Raw genomic sequence first — 20599 nt, forward strand, 5'->3', positions numbered from 1 at the left:
CCTATGGCCGAACCGGCCAATCAACGCGACGACGACGACGAGAAGGGTGGCCCCGCCAAGGGGCCGTCCGGCACGTCCGTTTCGCTCGCGGGCCGGTTCAAGATCTATCCGTCGTCGCCCATTCCCGAAATGTCGACCGCCAGCGTGCGCGCCTATCTGGCGGTCGACGAGCGCGACACGATCGGCCAGCGCGTGGCGCTGATCTGCAGCCAGGAGATTCCGCCGCGGCTGGAGATGGCCAAGAACATCAAGGGCGTCGAGCGGCCGGGCCTGCTGCGGCTTTACGAATTCGGTCTGGTCGACTGGCCGGGTGCGTCGGCGCGGCGCTTGGCCTTCATTTACGATTTGCCCGAGGGCGGGCCGCTGTGGCGCGGCAACGGCCCGCGCGACGAATGGCCGGCCCCCCGCTTGCTGACGCATTTCCTACTGCCGCTCGCCAATGCGTTGGGCGAGCTGTTCCACCGCAACGTCACCCATCGCGGCATCCGCCCGACCAATCTGTTCTGGCTCGACGAAGCGCGCACGCGCATCGTGCTGGGCCCTTCGTTCCACGTGCCCGGCGGCTTCGAACAGCCCGCCCCGCTGGAACCCATCGAACGCGCGATGGCCGATCCGGACGCGCGCGGCTCGGGCACGCGCGAGGACGATATGTTCGCGCTCGGCATGACGCTGCTCGCCTTCGCGCAAGGCTTCATGCCGGGCCAAGGCATCGACGTGGACGAGCAATTCGCGCGGCGCGTGGATCGCGGCACGTTCGACTCGCTCGCCGACCTTACGCGTATCGCGCCGCAAGTGATGGAAGTGCTGCGCGGCCTGACCAACGATTGGGAACAGGACCGCTGGACGCTGGAAATGCTGAAAGGCTTCCTCGACGGCAAGCGCCAGCAGGTCAACCCGTCGTCGCCGCTGGTGTTGCGCGCGGCCAAGGGCTATCGCTTCGGCGGGCGCGAATACAAGACGCCGCGCGATCTGGCGCACGGTCTCGGAAGGCGCTGGGAAGCGGCGGCGGCCGAATTGCGCAACGGCAATATCGCGATGTGGGTGCGCAATACGCTGGGCGATCAGAAACTGCATGACCGCCTGAACGCGGCGGTGCGCGAACCCAGCGGCGATCCCAACCCGACCTACTCCGATGCGCTGACGGTGGCGCGCGCGTCGATCGTGCTCGATCCTTTGGCGCCGATCCGGTTTCGCGGCCACAGCGTTCATGTCGACGGTTTGGGCACGGCGATCGCCGTCGCCATGCGCAAGCCTGGCGGTGGGCCGATTTTCGCTGACCTCATCCGCAGCCGCGTGATCGGGCTATGGACGATGCTGCATAAATCGGCGGGCGGGCGCGGCTTGCCGCCGGCGGGCTTCGTCGAACGCTTGGGCAAATGGATCGAAGATCCCGCCCCCGGCAACGGCATCGAACGTGTGCTCTACGAACTTAATCCCAATCTGCCGTGCTTCTCCGAACTTGCGGCGGGCATGTGGGTGTCGGAACCCGATCAGGTGCTGGAGGCGCTGGAAGCTGCCGCCGGGTCCGGCCACAAGCCGATCGACCGGCACATTGCCGCCTTTCTTGCGGTCCATGCGGGTGCGGACCCCGCACAAATTCGCGTGCTGATGAATCCCGAACAAGTCGACATGTCGGGCGGCATGTCGATCCTGCGCATGTTGTCGGATTTGCAGGAACGTTTCGGTCCGCCGATGGTGCCGCGCTTGACCGCGTGGTGCGCCACGCTGGTGCGCGGCTATGTCGACGGGATCAATCATTTGCCGCTGCGCCAATCGCAGATCGAGCGGCTCAATCAAGTCGCCGAAGAAGGCAATCTCAAAGCGCTGCTCGAGCTCGTCGATAACGAGAAAATGCGCGAGGTCGATCATTGGGGCTTCGACGCCGCCAAGGAAGCCTATGTCGCGGCGGGGGCGGAAATGGTCGAGATTCGCGGCGGTGCGAAACAACGCGCGCATGCGGCGATGCTCGCGGGCAAGGAAACGGCCGCACTCACCTCCGCGTCGCTGTCGGGCGTCGTCGGTATCGGATCGATTCTCTGGCGGATTCTGTTTTAGCCATGGCCAAGCAACCCAAATCGGCGAAGAAGGGCCCCAGCGCCATGACGCTCGCCATGGCGGGGACGGGCGTCATCGCGATCGTCGCGTGGCTTGCCTATAACGTGCCGTGGCTGTGCCTGTTCGTGGTTGCGGGCTTCTTGCCCACGCTCGCCGCCGCGATCGTCGATCCCACGCGCCAGAAGCATGACGCGATCGCCGTGGGCACGATGAGCATGGGCGCGATGCTGCCCTTCCTGCTCGACGGATTCGCGATGATGGGCCGCACCGGCGGGCGCGAGATTCTCGGCAACGCCTTCGCCTGGCTGTCGGTCTACGGGGCGGCCGTGTTCGCCTGGGGCCTGTGCTGGCTGTTCCCGATCATCGCGAACATCATCTACGAAAATCGCGCGCAGAACCGCTTGCGCCAATTGCAGCGCCGCCAAAACTCGCTCGAAACCGAATGGGGCGAGCGGGTGAAGGAACTCGCCGACCTGCCGCCGCAATAATCCGGATCAGGCGGCGCCGCGTTCGACGGTCAATCCCGCGTTTTCCAATTCGCCGACCAGCTTGTCGCCATGCGCGCGATCGACGACTTCGATCGTCGCTTCGACCGTCACCGCACGCGCGGAGCGTTCGGTGAAAGTGCGCTGGTGCTCGACCTCGACGATATTGCCGCCCGCCTTGCCGATGCGCCCGGCCAGATCGGCGAGCGCGCCGGGCCTGTCGGGAATCTCGATCGACAAGCGCAGCAAGCGCCCATCGCGCGCAAGGCCGCGCAGCAGCACGCTCGACAACACGCGCGTGTCGATATTGCCGCCGCACAGGACGAGGCCCACTTTGCGGCCCTTGAAGCGTTCGGGATGGGCGAGCAACGCGGCAAGCCCGGCCGCACCGGCACCCTCCGCGACGGTCTTTTCGATTTCGATCAGCAGCACGATGGCGCGTTCGACGTCCAGCTCGTCGACCACGACGACATCGCGCACCAATTTGTCGATCACCGGCCAGCATTGCGCGCCCACGTCGGCGACCGCGATGCCTTCGGCGATGGTCGTCCCGCCGGTATGGACCTTCTCGCCGGCTTTGCGTTGGGCGGCGGAGGCGAAGGCTTCGACCTCGACGCCGAAAATCTCGATATTCGGATTGATCGATTTGGCCGCGACGGCGCAGCCCGAAATCATCCCGCCGCCGCCGATGGGGATCACCAGCGTGTCGAGATCGGGGAAATCCGCGAGCATCTCCAGCGCCAGCGTGCCTTGGCCCGCCATGATCGCCGGATCGTCGTAGGGATGCACGAAGACCAGATTTTCCTTCGCCGCCAGATCGCGCGCGAAGGCGGCGGCCTCGGTCAGCGCATCGCCTTCCAGGATCACGCGCGCATCGTGGTCGCGCGTGCGCGCGACCTTCGTGAACGGCGTGGCTTTGGGCATCACGATCGTCGCGGCAATACCCAAGCGCTTGGCATGATAGGCGACGGCTTGCGCGTGGTTGCCGGCCGACATCGCGATCACGCCGCGTTGGCGCTCCTCCGGCGAAAGCAATAGAAGTTTGTTGAGCGCGCCACGTTCCTTGAACGACGCGACGTATTGATGGTTCTCGAACTTGATGCGCACATCCGCGCCAGTGACGGCGGAGAGTGTGGCCGAGCGCAATGTCGGCGTGCGCAGAACCTGGCCTTGGATACGCGCGGCGGCGGCGGCGATATCGGCGGCGTTGATGCTGATCGGATCGGTCATTATTTGCGCCCGTAAGAGTCTTCGAGGCGCACGATATCGTCCTCGCCAAGATAGGATCCCGACTGCACCTCGACGATATGCAGCATTTCCGTGCCGGGATTCTCCAGGCGATGGACGCAGCCGACGGGGATGTAAGCCGACATGTTTTCGCGCAAGGTGAGCACGTCTTCGTCGCGCGTGACGCGCGCGATGCCTTGCACGACGACCCAATGTTCGGCGCGCTGGGCGTGTTTCTGCAGCGAGATTTTGGCGCCGGGCTTGACCGACAGGCGCTTCACCTGGAAGCGCGGGCCCAGATCGATCGTCTGATAGCTGCCCCAGGGGCGATGCACTTCGGTGTGCAGGCTCGCTTCGCTGCGCCCCGCCGCCTTCAGGCGGTCGACGATGCGCTTGACGTGCTGCGCCTTGTCCTTGCGCGCCACGAGCGTCGCGTCGCGCGTGTCGACGACGATCAGATCGTCGACGCCGATGGTCGCCAGCAAGCGGCCTTCGGTGCGCAAATAGGAATTATGCGTATCCTCGGCGATCACGTCGCCGCGCACGACGTTGCCGTCGGCGTCGCGCGTGCCCAGATCCCACAACGCGTCCCAAGCACCCACATCCGACCAGCCCATGGATGCTGGAACCATGGCCGCGAGGCTCGTGCGTTCCATCACCGCGTAGTCGATCGATTTCGAAGGGGCGGCGGCGAAGGCGTCCTTGTCCAGGCGCACGAAATCGAGGTCGCGCTTGGCCTTGGCGACGGCGTCCTTCGCGGCGCGCGCGATCGCGGGTTCGAATTTCTCGGTCTCCGCCAGGAAGATTGCGGCGGGCAGCATGAACATGCCCGAGTTCCACGTCCAGCCGCCTTCGGCGAGATATTTCTTCGCGGTGTCGAGATCGGGCTTCTCGACGAAACGCTCGACCGCGTAGGCGCCGTCGAGGCCGGGCAGCCCCGCGCCGCGCTTGATATAGCCGTAACCGGTTTCGGGGCGCTCGGGCTCGATGCCGAAGGTCACGAGCTTTCCCGCGCGTGCGCCCGCCGCCGCTTTCGCGGCGGCTTTGGCGAACGAAGCGACGTCGGAAATCGCGTGGTCGGAGGGCAGCAGCATCATGATCTCGCCCGGCTCCAGCAACGCGGCGGCGGCCGCGGCGGCCGGGGCCGTGTTGCGCCCGACGGGCTCCAGCACCATCGCGCGCGGGGCGATGCCGATCTGGCGCAATTGCTCGGCGATGGCGAAGCGGTGTTCCTCGTTGCACACGATGATGGGGGCGCCGAAGCTTTCGCCGCCGCAACGCGCGGCCGTGTCTTGGATCAGGCTGCGTGTACCCGCCAGCGCCAAAAGCTGCTTGGGATAGGTCTCGCGCGACAAGGGCCACAGCCGCGTGCCCGCACCGCCGGACAAAATCACGGGAACAATGCGGGGCAAGGCGGCGGCGGTCATATGCTTTCTCCAATCGAAACAGGCGTTTGCTACCCTATTCCGGGGGGCTTGGAAAGCCGGTTGAGCCATATCAAAGCGCGGGCGGCCGCTTTGCGTCAGGTTCATTCGCGAACCAGACAAGGAGATCAACGTCATGACCCCGCCGCGCAATCCGTCTCCCACCCAAAACACCGGCTTCCGCGATCTGGTCGTTTTCGCCGAAGCGGGGCCGGATATCGCGTCGCGTTTGGCGTTTGCCGCGCGTTTCGCCAAGGGGCAGGGCGCGCATCTGGCCGCGATCCATGCGCTGACCGAGCCGGTGCTGCCGATGTCCGCGCGCTCGCTTGCCGGCACGTCGATCATGGAGGCGTTTCGCGATCAGGTGCGCGAAGAAGGCGCCAAGGTGCGCGACGCGGTCGCCAAAGCCGCGATCGCCGAAGGGATCGAGATCGAGTATCGCGAGGCCTGGGGCTTCGCCGAGGACGTGGCGCTGAACCATGCCCGCCATGCCGACGCGATCATCGTGCCGCAGCCCGACGGGCAATTGCCGCCGGATGTCGCGGCGTTGGGCGAGGCCTTGGTGCTGACCGCCGGGCGCCCGGTGATTTTCGTGCCGAGCGCCGGAAACTTCATGGGCACGGCCAAACATGTCGTCTGTGCGTGGAACAACACGCGCGAGGCCGCGCGCGCGGTGGCCGACGCATTGCCGTTGCTGCGCGCGGCGGAGAAAGTCTCGATCCTGTCGATCGATCCGGACAATGCGGCCAAGCGCCTGCCGGGGGCCGATATCGCGCTGCATCTCGCGCGTCACGGCGTGGCGGCGGAGGCGACGACGACCTATTCCGGCGATCTGTCGGTGGGCGACGCGTTGCTCAGCCGCTTGGCCGATCTCGGCGCCGATTTCCTGGTCATGGGCGCCTACGGGCATAGCCGCGCGCGCGAAGCGATTTTCGGCGGCGCCACGCGCGACGTGCTCGACCACATGACTGTGCCGGTGCTGATGTCGCACTAAGCGCGTTTGCGGCGCGGGTCGAAGCGATCCTGAATGGCGTCGGCGAGAAGATTGATCGCCGCGACCGTGATCAGGATCGCAAGACCCGGCCACAAGGCAAGCCACGGCGCTTGGACGATCGTCTCCTGGGCACCCGTCAGCATATTTCCCCAGCTTGGGATCGGCGGCTGGATGCCCAGCCCCAAGAACGACAGCACGCTCTCGTAAAGGATCGTGCCGCCGACGGCGAGCGCCGTCGCGATCAGGATCGGCGTGGTGCAATTCGGCAGAATATGCGCCCACATGATGCGCCACGGGCCCGCCCCCAAGGCGCGCGCCGCACGCACGAAATCGCGTTCGCGCAAGGCGAGCGCATGGCCGCGCACCAATCGTGCGACTTTGGGCCAGCCGAACGCCGCGACGATGACCACGATGCGCGCGAGGCTCGACGCTTCGCCTTCCGGCACGCCGAGTTTGCCGAGATCGACGGCGGCCAGCACGATCAGCACCGGCAGCACGGGCAGCGACAGCACCGCGTCGGTCGCGCGCATTAGGATCTGATCGATGCGCCCGCCGAAATAGCCGGCGATCAAGCCGATCGCCGTGCCGATCGTGCTGGCGGCGAGTGCCGCCGCCAACCCCACCGCAAGCGACACGCGCGCCCCGAACAGCAAACGCATCGCCACGTCGCGGCCCAACTCGTCGGTGCCCAGCGGATTGGCGAAGGAGGGCGGCGAATAGCGGCGCAGCAAATCCGTGTCGAACGGATCGTAGCCGACGAGCCAGCCGATCGCCGGGGCGGCGAGGGCGGCGAGCGCCACGATGGCGATCACCGTTCCCGCCAAGGCGAGGCGCTTTTCGGGGCCGGTCATGTGTCGTCGTCCCGCGCGCGCCCGAAGCCGATGCGCGGATCGAGGGCGGCATAGACCATATCGGCCGCGAAGTTCGCCGCGATCACCAAGGCCGAGGCCATCAGCAGACAGGCGAGGGCGAGATTGAAATCGCTCGCCATGATCGAATCGTAGATGAGCTTGCCCATGCCGGGATAGGCGAAGATCGTTTCGGTGACGAGGGCGCCGGAAAACAAGCCGCCGAAGCCGAGGGCCGCGACCGTCGCGACGGGGACCAGCGCGTTGCGCAGCACATGGCCCAGCACCACGCGCGTTTCGGAAGCGCCCTTGGCGCGCGCGGTGCGCACCCAATCCTGCGCCAGCGCGTCGATGGCGGCCGCGCGCATATGGCGCGCGTATTCGCCCGCTTCGACCAAGGCCAAAGTCGTCACCGGCAAGATCAAATGGCGGATCTTGTCCCAGATTCCGTCTTCGCCCGGCGGCGGCAAGGCGCTGGCGGGCAGCCAGCCGAGCGTGACCGCGAACAACACGATCATCAATAGCGCCAGCCAGAAGGTCGGCGTGGCGGCGGAGACGAAGGCGAAGGCGTTGATCGCCGTATCGATCGCGCCGCCGCGATTGGCCGCCGCCGCAAGGCCCAGCGCGATGCCGAACACGAGCGCAAGCACGAACGACACCAGCATCAACGCGGCGGTGTTGGCCAGGAAGGGCGGAATCGTCGCCAGCACGGGCCGCGAGAACGTGCGGCTATAGCCGAGATCGCCCGACAGCGCCGAAGCGGCCCAGTCGAGATAGCGATCGACCAGCGGCCGATCGAGCCCGTGGAGTTCGCGCAGATTGCGCAGATCGTCGGGCGTGAAATTGGGATTGCCCGAGGCGATCAGATCGACCGGATCGCCGGGCATCAGGCCGAGCAAGATATAGATCGCGAAACTCGCGGCGGTCAGAACCAGCAGGCCTTGAACGAGGCGCGTGACCGCGTGGCGGAGCATGTTAAGGGCGTGGGCGCCAATTTTCGACGCCGAGCGTCGAATAATATTGATGTCCCGTCGGCTCGATCCCGGTCAGCCATTTCGGGATCACGAACGGATCGGCGCGGAAATAGAGCGGCAGCACCCAGGCGTTCTGGGCGTAGAGCGTTTGGATGCGCGCCCAGATCGGCTTGCGCTTGGCGGGATCGAGTTCGCGTTCCAGCGCGTCGATCGCCGCGTCGATTTCCGGCTCGCGCACGCCGGGATAATTCTGGCCCTGCCAGCCATTGGCCTCGCTGGGGATCATCTCCGAATGTAGCGTGGTGCGCGGCACCGCCTCGGGCGAGGAGAACCACGCATACATCGCCATTTGGAAACGGCGCTTGGACGTGCCGTCGCCGAAAAACACGCGCGGCGGTTCGTTGCGGATGCGCACGTCGATGCCCGCCCGCCGCCACTGGCTTTGCAGCGCCTGCTGCACCGTTTCGCGCAGACGGTTTCCGGCGGTGGTGCCGAATTCGAACGACAAGCGCTCGCCCGCGGCATTTTGGCGAATACCGTTCACGACGCGATCGAAGCCCGCCTCGGCCAGCAGCGCCTGCGCGCGCGCCAGGTCGAAGCCGAGCACGGGCAGATCGGCGGCGGACATCGGGTCGCGCGGCCCCATGAAGGAATGCGCCACGCGCTGCTTGCCCTCGAACAATTGACGGGTCAGCGCTTCGCGATCCAGCGCATGGACCATCGCGCGGCGCACGCGCACATCCTTCAGGATGGGATGGTCGAGATTGAAGTCGATATGCTCGTAGAGCAGCGACGGGACGTAGTTGAAATCGAAGCGCGCGGCCTGGCGCTTTTCCAGCGCCAAGGCTTGATCGAGCGTGAACCCGAGCTCGCCCGCGACGTAATCGATCGAACCAGAGAGGAGATTGGCTTCGAGGGCGGCCGAGTTTTCGATCACGCGGACGAAGATGCGTTTGAAATGCGGCTTCCTGCCCGCCCAATGCGGATTGGGCTCCAGCGTGATCGACGCGCCCGGCTGCACGTTGGTGATGCGATAGGGGCCGTTATAAAGGCCGGGATTGGCCGTATCGGTGTCGTAACCCGTGCGCCGGCGATAGGTCTCGGGGTCCTGTTCGAAACGCGCGCGTTCCAGATGCGCCGGGATGAAATCGTATTGGCTGAAATCGTTGTAGGAGAAAGTGACGCGGTCGGAGGTGAAGACCAGCGTCTTGGGATCGGGCGTTTCGATCTTCAGGATGCGGCGATAGCCTTCGCCCGAGGTGACGCCCGAACGCGGATGCTTGCCGATTTCCCAGGTCAGGATCGCGTCGTCGGCGACGACCGGCTTGCCGTCGCCCCAATTCGCATCCGGCTTGATGCGGAAGGTGACCTCCATACCTTCCTTGCCGTCGGGCAAGGATACGCGCCTGGCGCCGCCGTTTTCGACGGTCGGCAGCTCGACGCACATCAGGCAGACGAGCTTCCAATCCTTGTCGTAGGTCGTGATCGGACGGCGGGCCATGCCGAGCACGTAGCTCTTGGCCGCCATCGAATCGATCATCGGATGGAAAGTCGCGGGGAATTGCGAAAGACCGACCGTCAGCTCGTCCTTGGCTTTGGCCGGGAAAGCCAAAGCGAGCAGGGCGAAGGCGAGGGCGGCGACGCGCATCCCGGAAGCCTACTCGCCTTTCTTCTTGCCGTCGCGCCCCACGCCGCCATGGGCGTAGGACCAATCCGCCGGGTTCTCGAGGAATTTGCGCACTTCGGCGAGCTCGGCGGCGGGATAGACGGCTTGCGCTTCGGCTTCCTTCAGCACGTCCCACCACGTGGCGAGTTCGTGGAGCGCCACACCTTCCTTGGCCAGCGCGGAGACGCTTTCCGGGAAGATGCCGTAATGGAACACGACGAAGCTGTGCGCCACCTGGCAGCCGGCCTCGCGCAGCCCGTTGACGAAATGGAGCTTCGACTTGCCGTCGGTCGCGAGATCTTCGACCAGCAGCACGCGCGAACCTTCGACGATCTTGCCTTCGATCAGCGCGTTGCGCCCGAAGCCCTTGGGCTTCTTGCGCACATAGAGCATCGGCAGTTCCAGGCGCTCGGCGATCCAGGCCGCGAAGGGGATGCCGGCCGTTTCGCCGCCGGCGACGGCGTCCAGACTATCGAAGCCGATCGTGCGCTGGATCGTTTCGACCGCCATATCCATCAGCTTGGCGCGCGCGCGCGGGAACGAGATCAGCCGCCGGCAATCGCAATAGGTGGGCGAGGCCCAGCCCGACGTGAAGATATAGGGCTTGGCGACGTTGAAATGGATCGCTTGGGTTTCGATCAGGATGCGGGCGGCGGTTTTGGCGATCTCGTCCTTGGTCATGGCGACTCCCGGAAATACTGTCGCGCCTTTCATATGCCATGCCCTTGGGCTTGGCGAGACGGCGTGTTCCCGCCGGTAAAATTTTCCGTTGCGGGACCGTCGTTGCCGGTTTCGCTCGGCAGAAACTGCCCCGGCCACGTTGTTTCGAATAACTAAGTCATTGTTTTTAAATGATAATACTCCTGGCATGCCGGTTGCGATGCGGATGGAAATAACGAATCCCCCGGCACGGAGCCTGCAATGTCCAACTCCATCAACACCAATCTCAGCGCGATGGTCGCCCTTGGGTCGCTGCGCACGGCGGGCACGATGCTCGCCACCGCGTCCAAGCAGGTCCAGACCGGCTATCGCGTCGCCGATGCGATGGACGATTCGTCGACCTTCACGGTCGCGCAGGGCATCCGGGGCAATCTGCAGGCCTATCAGGCGGTGCAGGCGTCGATCACCAACGGCACGGGCTTGGGGGCGGTGACAGACTCGGCGCTGACCAATATCTCGAACCTGGTCGGCAATCTTCAGGCGAAGATCACGCAGCTTGCCGACGGCGCGATCGGCAACGGCCAGCGCACGATCTACGCCGCCGATTTCAGCGCGATGACCAGCCAGATTTCGACGTTCATCGCCCAAGCGAACTACAACGGCGTGAATCTGCTGTCGAACAACTCGGCGGCCAAAACCTTCCTCGCCGACGTCAACGCGACGACGATCACGATGTCGAGCCGCTCGACGGTTCATACCGCGTTCACGACTTTCGCGGCGTCGTCGGTCTCGTCGGTCACGGCGGCGACGGCGGCCCTCACCTCGCTCTCGACCTTCGGCAACGCCGTCTCGGCGGCGTTGGGCGGTGCCGCGGCCGATAGCCGCACGCTGCGCCTGCAAAGCAATCTGCTGAACTCGGTCGTCGACGCGACGACGACGGGTATGGGCGCTATGGTCGACGCCGATATCGGCAAGGCCTCGGCCTCGACCCAGTCGCTGCAGGTCCGCCAGCAGCTGAGCGTGCAATCCCTTTCGATCGCCAACCAGCAGCCGCAGCTCATTCTCGGTATCGTGCGTTAGTCCCCAGTACGTCTTCTCCTCTCCTCCTCCTCTCCCAAACTTCAGGGCGGCGTTTCCAAGCGCCGCCCTTTTTCTTTAAGCTGGCGGCGGGGAGGACCATCGATGCCAGCCGCCAAACGACGCACGCCGAAGACCGTCTCGACGAAGGACGGGTTGATCCTGGTCGATCGCGAAGCCGCCGGCGATCCGCGCATCGTGACCGTCACGCTCAACCGGCCCGAGAAGCTCAACGCGTTGAGCCAGGCGAGCTGGAAGGGCCTGGGCGAAACGATGCGGGCCTTGCATCGCGAAGCCGATATCGGCTGCATCGTGTTGCGCGGGGCGGGCGAGAAGGCGTTCGGGCCGGGTGCGGATATCTCGGAATTCGAGCGGACGCGCGCGACCACGAAACTCGCCATCGCCTATGGCAAGATCATGCACGCCACGCTGGCCGCGATCCGCGATTGCCGCCATCCCACGCTGGCGATGATCCATGGGCTGTGCGTCGGCGGTTCGCTGGAGATCGCGTCGATATGCGATCTGCGCATCTGCGGCGAGGGCAGCCGCTTCGGCGTGCCGATCAACCGCATCGGCGTCATTATGGCGTACCCGGAATTGTCGGCGCTGATCGATCTGGTCGGCCGCGCGACGGCGCTGGAAATCCTGCTCGAAGCGCGCGTGTTCGGGGCCGCCGAAGCCAAGGAGAAGGGCCTCGTCACGCGCGTCGTGGCCGACGCGGACGTGACGAAGGAAGCCTACGAAGCCGCGACGCGTATTGCTTCGGGCGCACCGCTCTCCAATCGCTGGCACAAGAAATTCGCGCGGCGTTTGATGGATTCGCGCAAGCTTTCGAAGCGCGAATATCTCGAAGGCTTCGCCAATTGCGATACCCGCGATTACCTGGAAGGCTATCGCGCGTTCCTGGAAAAGCGCCGCCCGAATTTCGAGGGGCGCTGACATGGCGGGCGCGCTCGAAGGGATCCGCGTCGTCGAACTCGCCCATATCATGGCGGGGCCCGTGGCGGGCATGATGCTCGCCGATCTGGGGGCCGACGTGATCAAGGTCGAGAAGCTGCCCGGCGGCGACGATACGCGGCGCATGCAGCCGCCGATGGTCGGCGATCAGAGTGCGGCCTTCCTGATGATGAACCGCAACAAGCGCGGCATCGCCCTCGACCTCAAAACCGAGCACGGCAAGGAAGCGCTGCGCCGTTTGCTCGCGACCGCCGACGTGCTGATCGAGAATTACCGGATGGGCACGCTCGACAAGCTCGGTTTCGGCTACGATTCGGTCCATGCGCTCAATCCGCGCTTGATCTATTGCTCGCTGTCGGGCTTCGGGCGCACCGGGCCCTACGCGGCGCGCGGCGGCTTCGATCTTGTGGCGCAAGGCATGTCGGGCCTGATGGGCATCACCGGCGAAGGGCCGGGCCGCGCACCCGTGAAAGTCGGCGCGCCGGTGACCGACATCACCGCCGGTATCCTCGCGGCGATGGGCATCCTTGCCGCGTTGCAGGCGCGCACGCGCACGGGCGAAGGCCAAATGGTCGATACTTCGCTGTTCGAAGCGGGGATCGTGCAGACCTATTGGCAATCGGCGATCGCGCTGGCAACCGGCGCGTCGCCCGGGCCGCTCGGCTCCGGCCATCCGTTGAACGCGCCCTATCAGGCTTTCGCCACGAAAGACGGCTGGATCAATGTCGGGGCCGCGAACCAGAAATCCTGGCTGAAGCTGATCGAATGCTTGGCGGCGCCGCATCTCGCCGCCGATCCGCGCTTCGCGTCCAACGCCGATCGTATGGGCAATCTGCCGGCGCTGGTCGATGCGCTGACGCCGCTATTCGCCGCGCGCACGACCGCCGAATGGCTCGACCTGTTCGATCGCATGGGCATGCCGGCCGGGCCGGTCTTGTCGATCCAGGAAATGCTCGCCGATCCGCAAACCCGCGCGCGCGAGATGGTGGTCGCGACGGATCATCCAACGCTGGGCCGCGTCGAAACGCTGGGGGCGCCCGTCAAGCTTTCCGCGACACCCGCTGGCGTCACGCGCGCGGCACCCACGTTGGGCCAGCACACCGACGAGATTTTGCGCGAACTCGGGCTTTAGGCTTTCGCCGGGCGGTTGACCGTCCAGATGCCGAAGCCCACGAGCGCCAGCGACATGACCAGGACGGGCTTCAATTCCTCGCCCAGGAGCAGATGCGCCGCCAGCACGCCGAAGACCGGCGTGAGGAACGAGAACGACGCCAGCGACGAGGCGCGATAGACCGGGATCAACGCGAACCAGATCGTGTAGCTGACGAAGACGACGATCACGATCTGAAAGGCGAGTGCGCCCATCACCAAGGGCGTGGGGTCGAAGATGCCCTTCTCGCCCATCAGCAACGCGACCGCACCGAGCAGCACCGCCGACACGGCATATTGGTAAAGGCCGATCTTCTCGCCGCGCGCGGTGGCGAGGTTGGAGCGTTTGATGACGATGGTCGACGCACTCCAGAACAGCGACGCGGCGAAGGCCAGCGCATCGCCGATCAAGCCGGTGCGGTCCGGCAGGGTCAGCGAATCCGCGAACAGCAATGCGACGCCCAGGAAACACGCGGTCAGGCCCAATATCTTGCGCGGCGTCAGCCGGTCGTTCTTCAGGAAGAAATGCGCCGCGATCGCCAGCGAGATCGGGGCGGTATAGAGCAGCACGACCGAACGCGCGGCGGTGGTGAATTCGATCGCCCAATAGAGCAGGCCGAATTCCGTGCCGAACAGCAAGCCGGCCGCGATCCCGCCCGCCAGCGTGCCGTCGCGCACGAAAATCGGAATGCCGCGAAACCATGTCCAAGCCAGCACGAGGATCGCCCCGCCGGCCGAGCGAATCGCCGATTGCCAGAGCGGCGAAATACCGGCGTTGCCGAACTTGATCGCGACTTGGTTGACGCCCCAGACCGCGCATAGCACGACGACCAGGGCCATCACGCCGAGTCCCGGCGTGCGCGAGGTGTCGTTCAACGTGCCACGCCTTCCAAGGTTTCGCTGCCGGGGCGGTATTTAAAGACGGCTTCGCCGGTCGCCACGAATTTACCTTCGTCGTCGACAATCTCGATCGTCGCGAAATAGATCGACTTGCCGCCGGGCCGCGTGCGGCCCGTCGCGATCAATGTGCGGCCGATTCGCGCAGGCCCGATGAATTGCGTGGTCAGCGACAAGGTGGAAGCGCGGCGCACGCGGCCGGGATGCGGGCAATAGCAGCCCGCGAATCCGCCCGCGACGTCGATCATCGTCGCGACCACGCCGCCATGCGCGATACCGGAACGGTTGCGGTGGCGTTCCTCCAGCTTCAGCAGCATTTCCACGTAGTTTTCGCGCCAAACGCGCGGGTAATAGCCGATCAAGTCGCGAAACGCGCTATCGCCCGCGGGCGCCATCCATTCTTGTATCTCGTCCATCGCGGCAAAATAGCCTTGCGGCGGGCCTTGCGTCCATCGCGGCCCGCTTGTTAACTGCCGCTCTGTTTTTCGGAGGTAACGCATGTCCCCCAAACCGCGCAGCGGCGGCCGGGTTCTGGTCGATCAGTTGCTGATTCACGGCGTCGATATGGCGTTCTGCGTGCCGGGGGAATCCTATCTCGAAGTGCTCGACGCGCTGCACGACAGCCGCACGATCCGCCTGATCAACGCGCGCCACGAAGCGGGTGCGGCGAACATGGCGGAAGCCTACGGGAAGCTCACCGGCAAGCCGGGCATTTGCATGGTCACGCGCGGACCGGGGGCGACGCATGCCTCGGTCGGCGTGCACACGGCGATGCAGGATTCGACGCCGATGATCCTGCTGGTCGGCCAGGTCGGCCGCGACATGATGGATCGCGAAGCGTTCCAGGAAATCGACTACCGGCAAATGTTCGGCTCGGTCGTCAAATGGGCGGCGCAGATCGACGACGCGGCGCGCATTCCCGAATACATGGCGCGCGCGTTTCACACCGCGACGTCGGGCCGCCCCGGCCCGGTCGTGCTGGCCCTGCCCGAAGACATGCTGACCGATGTGGTGACGGTGCGCGACGCCGAACCCTATCGCGTCGCCAAGCCCGCCCCGACGCATTCCGATCTGCTGCGCGTGCAGGCCGCCTTGGCCAAGGCGCAGCGCCCGCTGGTGATCATTGGCGGGCCGGGCTGGCAGGACGAGGCGGGGGCTGCGATCCAAGCTTTCGCCGAAGCCAATGATCTTCCCGTGGCGGCGTCGTTCCGGCGCATGGATGCGATCGCGCCCGATTCGCGCGTCTATGTCGGCGATCTCGGCACGTCGGGCCCGCCCGAATTGATCAAGCGCGCCAAGGAAGCCGATCTGCTGCTGGTGATCGGTGCGCGCTTGGGCGAGATGACGACGCAGGGCTACACGGTGCTGGAAAGCCCGGAGCCCAAACAGACGCTGATCCATATCCACGCCGATCCGGACGAACTCGGCCGCGTCTATCGCCCGGATGTCGGCATCGTCGCCGACGCGAACGCGTTCGCGCTCGCCACGGGTGCGTTGAAGCCGCTGGAAACACGTCCGTGGAAAGCATGGACGCAAGCCGCGCGCGCCGATTACGAGAAGTCGCTGGTGCCCAATCCCTATAACGGCGAACTCGATATGGGCCGCGCGATGCGCGAACTCGCGACGTCGCGCCACGTCGAAAGCTATGTCGTCACGGTCGATGCCGGGAACCATACCGGCTGGCCGATGCGCTTCCTGCCGTTCAAGCGGCCCGCGCGCTTGGTCGGGCCGACCTCGGGCGCCATGGGCTATTCCGTGCCGGCGGCCGTCGCGGCGTCGCTCGTCCATCCCGATCGCCTCGTGCTCGGCATGATCGGCGATGGCGGGTTCATGATGTCGGGGCTCGAGATCGCGACCGCCGTGCAATATGGTGCCGCGCCGATCATTCTGGTCTTCGACAACGGCATTTACGGCACGATCCGCATGCATCAGGAACGCGAGCATCCCGCCCGCGTCGTCGGCACGGATTTGAAGAGCCCGGATTTCGTCGGGCTCGCCAAATCGCTGGGCGCTTATGCCGAGGCCGTGACGCGGACCGAGGATTTCATGCCCGCGTTGGAACGCGCCATCGCCGCGCGCCGCACGGCGCTGCTGGCGTTGACGATCGATCCCGAAATCATCACCACGCGCACGACAATGACCGCCATCCGCGAAGCGGCGCTGAAGCGCCAAGCCGCGCAAGCGCGCTGAGGCAACGAAGGAAACGTATTCGCATGTCCGATATCGAGATCGCCCGCAAGGCGACGTTGCGCCCGCTCGCGGAAGTCGCCGCCAAGATCGGCATTCCCGAAGCGGCGATCGAGCCCTATGGCCGCGCCAAGGCAAAAATCGATACCGGGTTGCTGCCCAAATCGGCCAAGCGCGGCAAGTTGATCCTCGTCACCGCGATCAACCCGACCAAGGCGGGCGAGGGCAAGACGACGACCACCATCGGCTTGGGCGACGCGCTCAACCGCATCGGCAAGCGGACGGCAATCGCGTTGCGCGAACCCTCGCTCGGGCCCTGTTTCGGGCAAAAGGGCGGGGCGACCGGCGGCGGTTACGCCCAGATCGTGCCGATGGCCGATATCAATCTGCATTTCACCGGCGATATCCACGCGATCGGCACGGCGCATAATCTGCTCGCCGCCCTCGTCGACAATCACGTCTATTGGGGCAAGGCGCCCGCGATCGATCCCAAGCGCGTGGTGTGGCCGCGCGTGATGGACATGAACGACCGGTCGCTGCGCGATCTGGTGATGGGCTTGGGGGCGGGCAATGGGGCCGTGCGCCAAGGCCGCTTCGACATCACGACCGCGTCGGAAGTGATGGCGATTTTCTGCCTCGCCAAGGATATGGCCGATCTGCAAGCGCGGCTTTCGCGCGTCGTGGTGGCCGAGCGCAAGGAAGGTGGCTACGTCACCGCCGCCGACCTCAAAGCGCAGGGCGCCATGGCCGCGCTGCTGAAAGACGCGATTAAGCCGAATCTGGTGCAGACGTTGGAAGGCAATCCCGTCCTGGTCCATGGCGGGCCGTTCGCGAATATCGCGCATGGCTGCAACTCGGTTGCGGCCACAACGACCGCCTTGTCGCTCGCCGATTACGTGGTCACGGAAGCCGGCTTCGGCGCGGATTTGGGTGCCGAAAAATTCCTCGACATCAAATGCCGCCAAGCGGGCCTCACGCCCGATCTCGCGGTCGTGGTCGCGACGGTGCGCGCCCTCAAGCTGCAAGGCGGCGCGGATGCCAAGGGGTTGACGCAAGAAGATGTCGGCGCGGTCGAGAAGGGCCTCGCCAATCTTCTGCGCCATGTCGAGAATTTGAAGAAATTCGGGCTGCCCGTGCTGGTCGCGATCAACGCTTTTACGTCCGACACCGCTGCCGAATGGACGGCGATCGAGAAGGCCTGTGCGGCGGCGGGCACCAAAGCGATCCGCGCCAAGCATTGGGCCGATGGCGGGGCGGGGGCGGAAGACCTCGCGCGCGAAGTCGTCGCCCAGATCGACAAGGGCGAAGCGAAGTTCAAGTTCCTTTATCCCGACGACGCGCCGCTCAAGACCAAAATTGAAACCATCGCGCGCGAGATCTATCGCGCGTCGGGGGTCAGCTTCGCTTCGGCCGCATCGAAGCGCTTGAAGGCGATCGAAGAAGCGGGCTTCGGCAAATTCCCGGTCTGCATGGCGAAGACGCAGTATTCCTTCTCCGCCGATCCGGATTTGAAGGGCGCGCCGACGGGCCACACGCTGCCGGTGCGCGAAGTGCGCTTGTCCGCCGGGGCGGGTTTCGTCGTGGCGCTGGCGGGCGACGTGATGACCATGCCGGGCCTGCCGAAAATCCCGGCCGCCGAAGCGATCGGCCTGACGCAAGACGGCGAAATCGACGGAATCTTTTGATGCCCGCCCGCGCCAATCTGCGGGCGGTGTTCCTGATGGTCGGGGCGATGGCGCTGTTCGCGTCGATGGACGCGCTCAACAAATCGCTGACCCAGGGCTATCCGATTTCGCAGATACTGGCGATCCGCTTCACGTTATTCGTCGCGTTCGCCTGCCTGCTCGCCAAGCGCGGGCCGTGGCTGGTGTTCGAAAGCAAAGCGCCGTGGTGGCAGGCGCTGCGCACGGCGGTGCTGCTCGTCGAAATGGTCTCGTTCATTCTGGCGTTCAAATATCTGCCGCTGGCCGAAGTGCACGCGGTCGCGGCGGCGGCGCCGCTGCTCGCCACGGCGACGGCGGCGATTTTCCTGAAGGAGAAAGTCGATCCGATCGGCTGGGGCCTCGTGGTCGGCGGCATGCTGGGCGCGCTGCTGGTGATCGGTCCCGGCTTCGAGCAACTCGGCCCCGCGATGTGGATCGCCGTGCTCGCGATGGCGACCTGGGGCGTCTATCAAACGCTGACGCGCCTGATCGCCGGCAAGGATTCGACCGACGTGACGACGCTGCACACGCCGCTCGTCGGCCTAGTGTTCGCGAGCGCCGTCGCGTATTTCGACTGGCGCGCGCCCGACGCCGCCGGGTGGTTTTGGCTGATCGCCAGCGGCTCGCTGGGCGCCTTCGCGCATATCTGCATCGTGCGCGCATTGGCGATAGCACCCGCCAGCGCGCTTCAGCCCTATAATTATCTACTGGTCGCGTTCGTGACCTTTTTGGGCTGGCTGATCTACGGCGACGTGCCGGGGATGTGGACGGTGATCGGCGCCATCGTGATTTGCGCTTGCGGCATCGCGGCGATGCGCCGCGCCGCGGTTAAAGCGTAAACCCCGCCTCGTGCGCCGCGCGGGAGTCCGCCGGCGCTTGATCGCGTTCGAACATGCCGTAATCGCGGATCACGCCCGCGATGCGCAGACGGTAATCGGCGAAAATGCCGGTGCGCCCGGCGGCCTGCGCCGCGCGATGGCCGGGCCGGTTGCGCCACGCCTGAATGGCGGCTTCGTCGCGCCAGAAGGACAGCGACAGCATCTTGCCGTCGTCGGTCAAGCTTTGGAACCGCTCGACCGAGATAAAGCCGTCGCTCTTCTCCAGATCGGCGCGCAAGGCGGCGGCGAAATCGAGATAATCTTGTTTGCGCCCTTCGGCGGGCCGCACTTCGAAAATCACGGCGATCATGCGATCCCCCCGATGATGGCTTCGGCCTGTTCGGCGCGCGCCGACCAGCGATAGACGCGGTTGACCCAATCGACCTGCAGACGCAGCCGCGCATCCAAAGCCGGATTGTTCTGCGCGAAGGCGTCGACGATGGCGGTCGCGGCATTCACATAAGCCTGCGGATCGATATTGCGGTCGACGACGGGGGCGAGGATGCCGAATTCGCCCGTCGTTTCCGGCAATGCGCCCAGCGCCGTGGTGATGACCACGCAGCCCGACGCCATCGCCTCCATCGTCGCGATCGACGCGGTCTCGGCCGCGACATTGGGATAGAACAGCAACAGCGACGCCTTCAGCGCGCGGGCGAGTTCGGCCTGGGGCACGTTGCCGTGCGAGACGACGCCGGGCGCGTTCTTCGCCTCCTGCGCCAGAAATTTCCAGCTCGGCTGATGGCGGAAGAAATTATTCGCCGGGTAGAAATCGAAGCTCGAAAACACGTCGAGCGATACGTCCGGCCGCGCGGCGCGCAGTTCCTTGAAGAACGCCAGCGCTTGTTTCAGGCCCTTATAGGGCACCGACGTGAACGAAGCGCGAGGCGGGCGCGCCTTGGCCGCGACGATGCTGTCGCCGGGGGCGAACATATTTTCGAAAGCCGGGCCGATCGCGTTGCCCAGCACGACGATGCGCGCCTCGGCCACGCCGTAATCGGTGAAATTCGTCTTGTGCCAGTTCGATACGCAAATGATGCGGTCGCGCGGGCCGGAGAGGGCCTTCAGCGCCGCGTCTTCCTCGGTGCCCGGCACGAACACGTTATGCGCCCAGGCGAAGATCGGCGGGTTCGGGTGCGCTGCGCGCAAGGCGGGCACAAGCTCGGGCGCCGAGGTCACGAAAATCGCGTCCCAGTCGCCGGGCAATTCGCCCGTCCAGCGGGCCTGATCGAGCCCGCGCAAGCGCCGATCCCCGCGCGTGGTACCGGAAAACAGCGCGACCTGATGACCGCGCGCCGCTAACGCAAGTGCGAGATAGACCTGCGCCGATTCGGAGCCGGGCAACGGCGCTTCGAACGGCGTATCGGCGTCGTAATCATGGGCGAGGTTCGGATTGACGAAGGCGATTCGCATGACGGGGC

General features: G+C 65.6%; 19 protein-coding genes. 9 read left to right on the plus strand and 10 right to left on the minus strand.

Annotated elements, in window-relative coordinates:
* The first annotated feature begins 3 nt into the window (after positions 1-3).
* On the plus strand, positions 4-2055 hold the full coding sequence (locus J0H39_20960) for a hypothetical protein (protein MBN9499233.1): 2052 nt from the start codon (positions 4-6) through the stop codon (positions 2053-2055).
* Between the two features lie 2 nt (positions 2056-2057).
* Positions 2058-2543 carry a hypothetical protein gene (locus tag J0H39_20965; GenBank protein MBN9499234.1) on the plus strand — a complete coding sequence of 162 codons (486 nt, stop codon included), beginning with the start codon at positions 2058-2060 and terminating at the stop codon, positions 2541-2543.
* Positions 2544-2549: 6 nt separating this feature from the next.
* Here the strand turns inward: J0H39_20965 and J0H39_20970 are convergent, their stop codons facing one another.
* Both J0H39_20970 and J0H39_20975 read right to left on the minus strand, forming a co-directional pair.
* Positions 2550-3770, minus strand: coding sequence for a threonine ammonia-lyase (locus J0H39_20970; GenBank protein MBN9499235.1), 1221 nt, complete (start codon positions 3768-3770; stop codon positions 2550-2552).
* Positions 3770-5194, minus strand: coding sequence for a mannose-1-phosphate guanylyltransferase/mannose-6-phosphate isomerase (locus J0H39_20975; protein ID MBN9499236.1), 1425 nt, complete (start codon positions 5192-5194; stop codon positions 3770-3772). Before J0H39_20975 ends, J0H39_20970 begins: the two co-directional genes overlap by 1 nt.
* A 133-nt stretch (positions 5195-5327) precedes the next feature.
* Between J0H39_20975 and J0H39_20980 the strand changes: the two genes are divergently transcribed.
* Entirely contained in the window at positions 5328-6185 is an 858-nt protein-coding gene (locus J0H39_20980) for a universal stress protein (protein MBN9499237.1), read from the plus strand.
* Here J0H39_20980 and J0H39_20985 read toward each other — a convergent pair.
* The 4 genes from J0H39_20985 to J0H39_21000 are packed head-to-tail and all read right to left on the minus strand — an operon-like array spanning position 6182 to position 10354.
* The gene (locus J0H39_20985; GenBank protein MBN9499238.1) at positions 6182-7036 is read right to left on the minus strand and encodes an ABC transporter permease; all 855 of its coding nucleotides are present in this window, start codon (positions 7034-7036) and stop codon (positions 6182-6184) included. The genes J0H39_20980 and J0H39_20985 overlap by 4 nt on opposite strands.
* Positions 7033-8007, minus strand: coding sequence for an ABC transporter permease (locus J0H39_20990; GenBank protein MBN9499239.1), 975 nt, complete (start codon positions 8005-8007; stop codon positions 7033-7035). The genes J0H39_20985 and J0H39_20990 overlap by 4 nt, the downstream gene beginning before the upstream one ends.
* A 1-nt stretch (position 8008) precedes the next feature.
* Positions 8009-9655 carry a peptide ABC transporter substrate-binding protein gene (locus J0H39_20995; protein MBN9499240.1) on the minus strand — a complete coding sequence of 549 codons (1647 nt, stop codon included), beginning with the start codon at positions 9653-9655 and terminating at the stop codon, positions 8009-8011.
* A 9-nt stretch (positions 9656-9664) separates the two neighbouring features.
* Positions 9665-10354, minus strand: coding sequence for an orotate phosphoribosyltransferase (locus tag J0H39_21000; protein ID MBN9499241.1), 690 nt, complete (start codon positions 10352-10354; stop codon positions 9665-9667).
* A gap of 240 nt (positions 10355-10594) precedes the next feature.
* On the opposite strand from J0H39_21000, the gene J0H39_21005 reads away from it, so the two are divergent.
* The 3 genes from J0H39_21005 (at position 10595) to J0H39_21015 (ending at position 13499) form a co-directional block, all read left to right on the plus strand.
* Positions 10595-11413, plus strand: coding sequence for a flagellin (locus J0H39_21005; GenBank protein MBN9499242.1), 819 nt, complete (start codon positions 10595-10597; stop codon positions 11411-11413).
* Between the two features lie 102 nt (positions 11414-11515).
* Complete coding sequence (locus J0H39_21010) at positions 11516-12349, plus strand: enoyl-CoA hydratase/isomerase family protein (GenBank protein ID MBN9499243.1); 834 nt, start codon at positions 11516-11518, stop codon at positions 12347-12349.
* 1 nt (position 12350) lies between these two features.
* Positions 12351-13499, plus strand: coding sequence for a CoA transferase (locus J0H39_21015; GenBank protein MBN9499244.1), 1149 nt, complete (start codon positions 12351-12353; stop codon positions 13497-13499).
* Here the strand turns inward: J0H39_21015 and J0H39_21020 are convergent.
* Both J0H39_21020 and J0H39_21025 read right to left on the minus strand, forming a co-directional pair.
* Positions 13496-14356, minus strand: coding sequence for a DMT family transporter (locus tag J0H39_21020; GenBank protein ID MBN9499245.1), 861 nt, complete (start codon positions 14354-14356; stop codon positions 13496-13498). The genes J0H39_21015 and J0H39_21020 overlap by 4 nt on opposite strands.
* A gap of 32 nt (positions 14357-14388) precedes the next feature.
* Positions 14389-14808: a PaaI family thioesterase gene (locus tag J0H39_21025; GenBank protein MBN9499246.1), complete on the minus strand. Its 420-nt coding sequence runs from the start codon at positions 14806-14808 to the stop codon at positions 14389-14391.
* Between the two features lie 103 nt (positions 14809-14911).
* On the opposite strand from J0H39_21025, the gene J0H39_21030 reads away from it, so the two are divergent.
* From J0H39_21030 to J0H39_21040, 3 genes are read left to right on the plus strand one after another with little or no spacing between them, the layout of a single operon-like run.
* Entirely contained in the window at positions 14912-16603 is a 1692-nt protein-coding gene (locus tag J0H39_21030) for a thiamine pyrophosphate-binding protein (GenBank protein MBN9499247.1), read from the plus strand.
* A 23-nt stretch (positions 16604-16626) separates the two neighbouring features.
* Positions 16627-18285 (plus strand): formate--tetrahydrofolate ligase, encoded by a 1659-nt coding sequence (locus tag J0H39_21035; protein MBN9499248.1) that lies wholly within the window; start codon positions 16627-16629, stop codon positions 18283-18285.
* The gene (locus tag J0H39_21040) at positions 18285-19142 is read left to right on the plus strand and encodes a DMT family transporter (protein MBN9499249.1); all 858 of its coding nucleotides are present in this window, start codon (positions 18285-18287) and stop codon (positions 19140-19142) included. The genes J0H39_21035 and J0H39_21040 overlap by 1 nt, the downstream gene beginning before the upstream one ends.
* Here the strand turns inward: J0H39_21040 and J0H39_21045 are convergent.
* Complete coding sequence (locus tag J0H39_21045; protein MBN9499250.1) at positions 19132-19491, minus strand: antibiotic biosynthesis monooxygenase; 360 nt, start codon at positions 19489-19491, stop codon at positions 19132-19134. The two genes, J0H39_21040 and J0H39_21045, sit on opposite strands and share 11 nt — an antisense overlap.
* Complete coding sequence (locus tag J0H39_21050) at positions 19488-20591, minus strand: glycosyltransferase family 4 protein (protein MBN9499251.1); 1104 nt, start codon at positions 20589-20591, stop codon at positions 19488-19490. The genes J0H39_21045 and J0H39_21050 overlap by 4 nt, the downstream gene beginning before the upstream one ends.
* Between the last annotated feature and the right edge of the window lie 8 nt (positions 20592-20599).

It is taken from the genome of Alphaproteobacteria bacterium, assembly GCA_017308135.1.
Taxonomy (GTDB): domain Bacteria; phylum Pseudomonadota; class Alphaproteobacteria; order CACIAM-22H2; family CACIAM-22H2; genus Tagaea.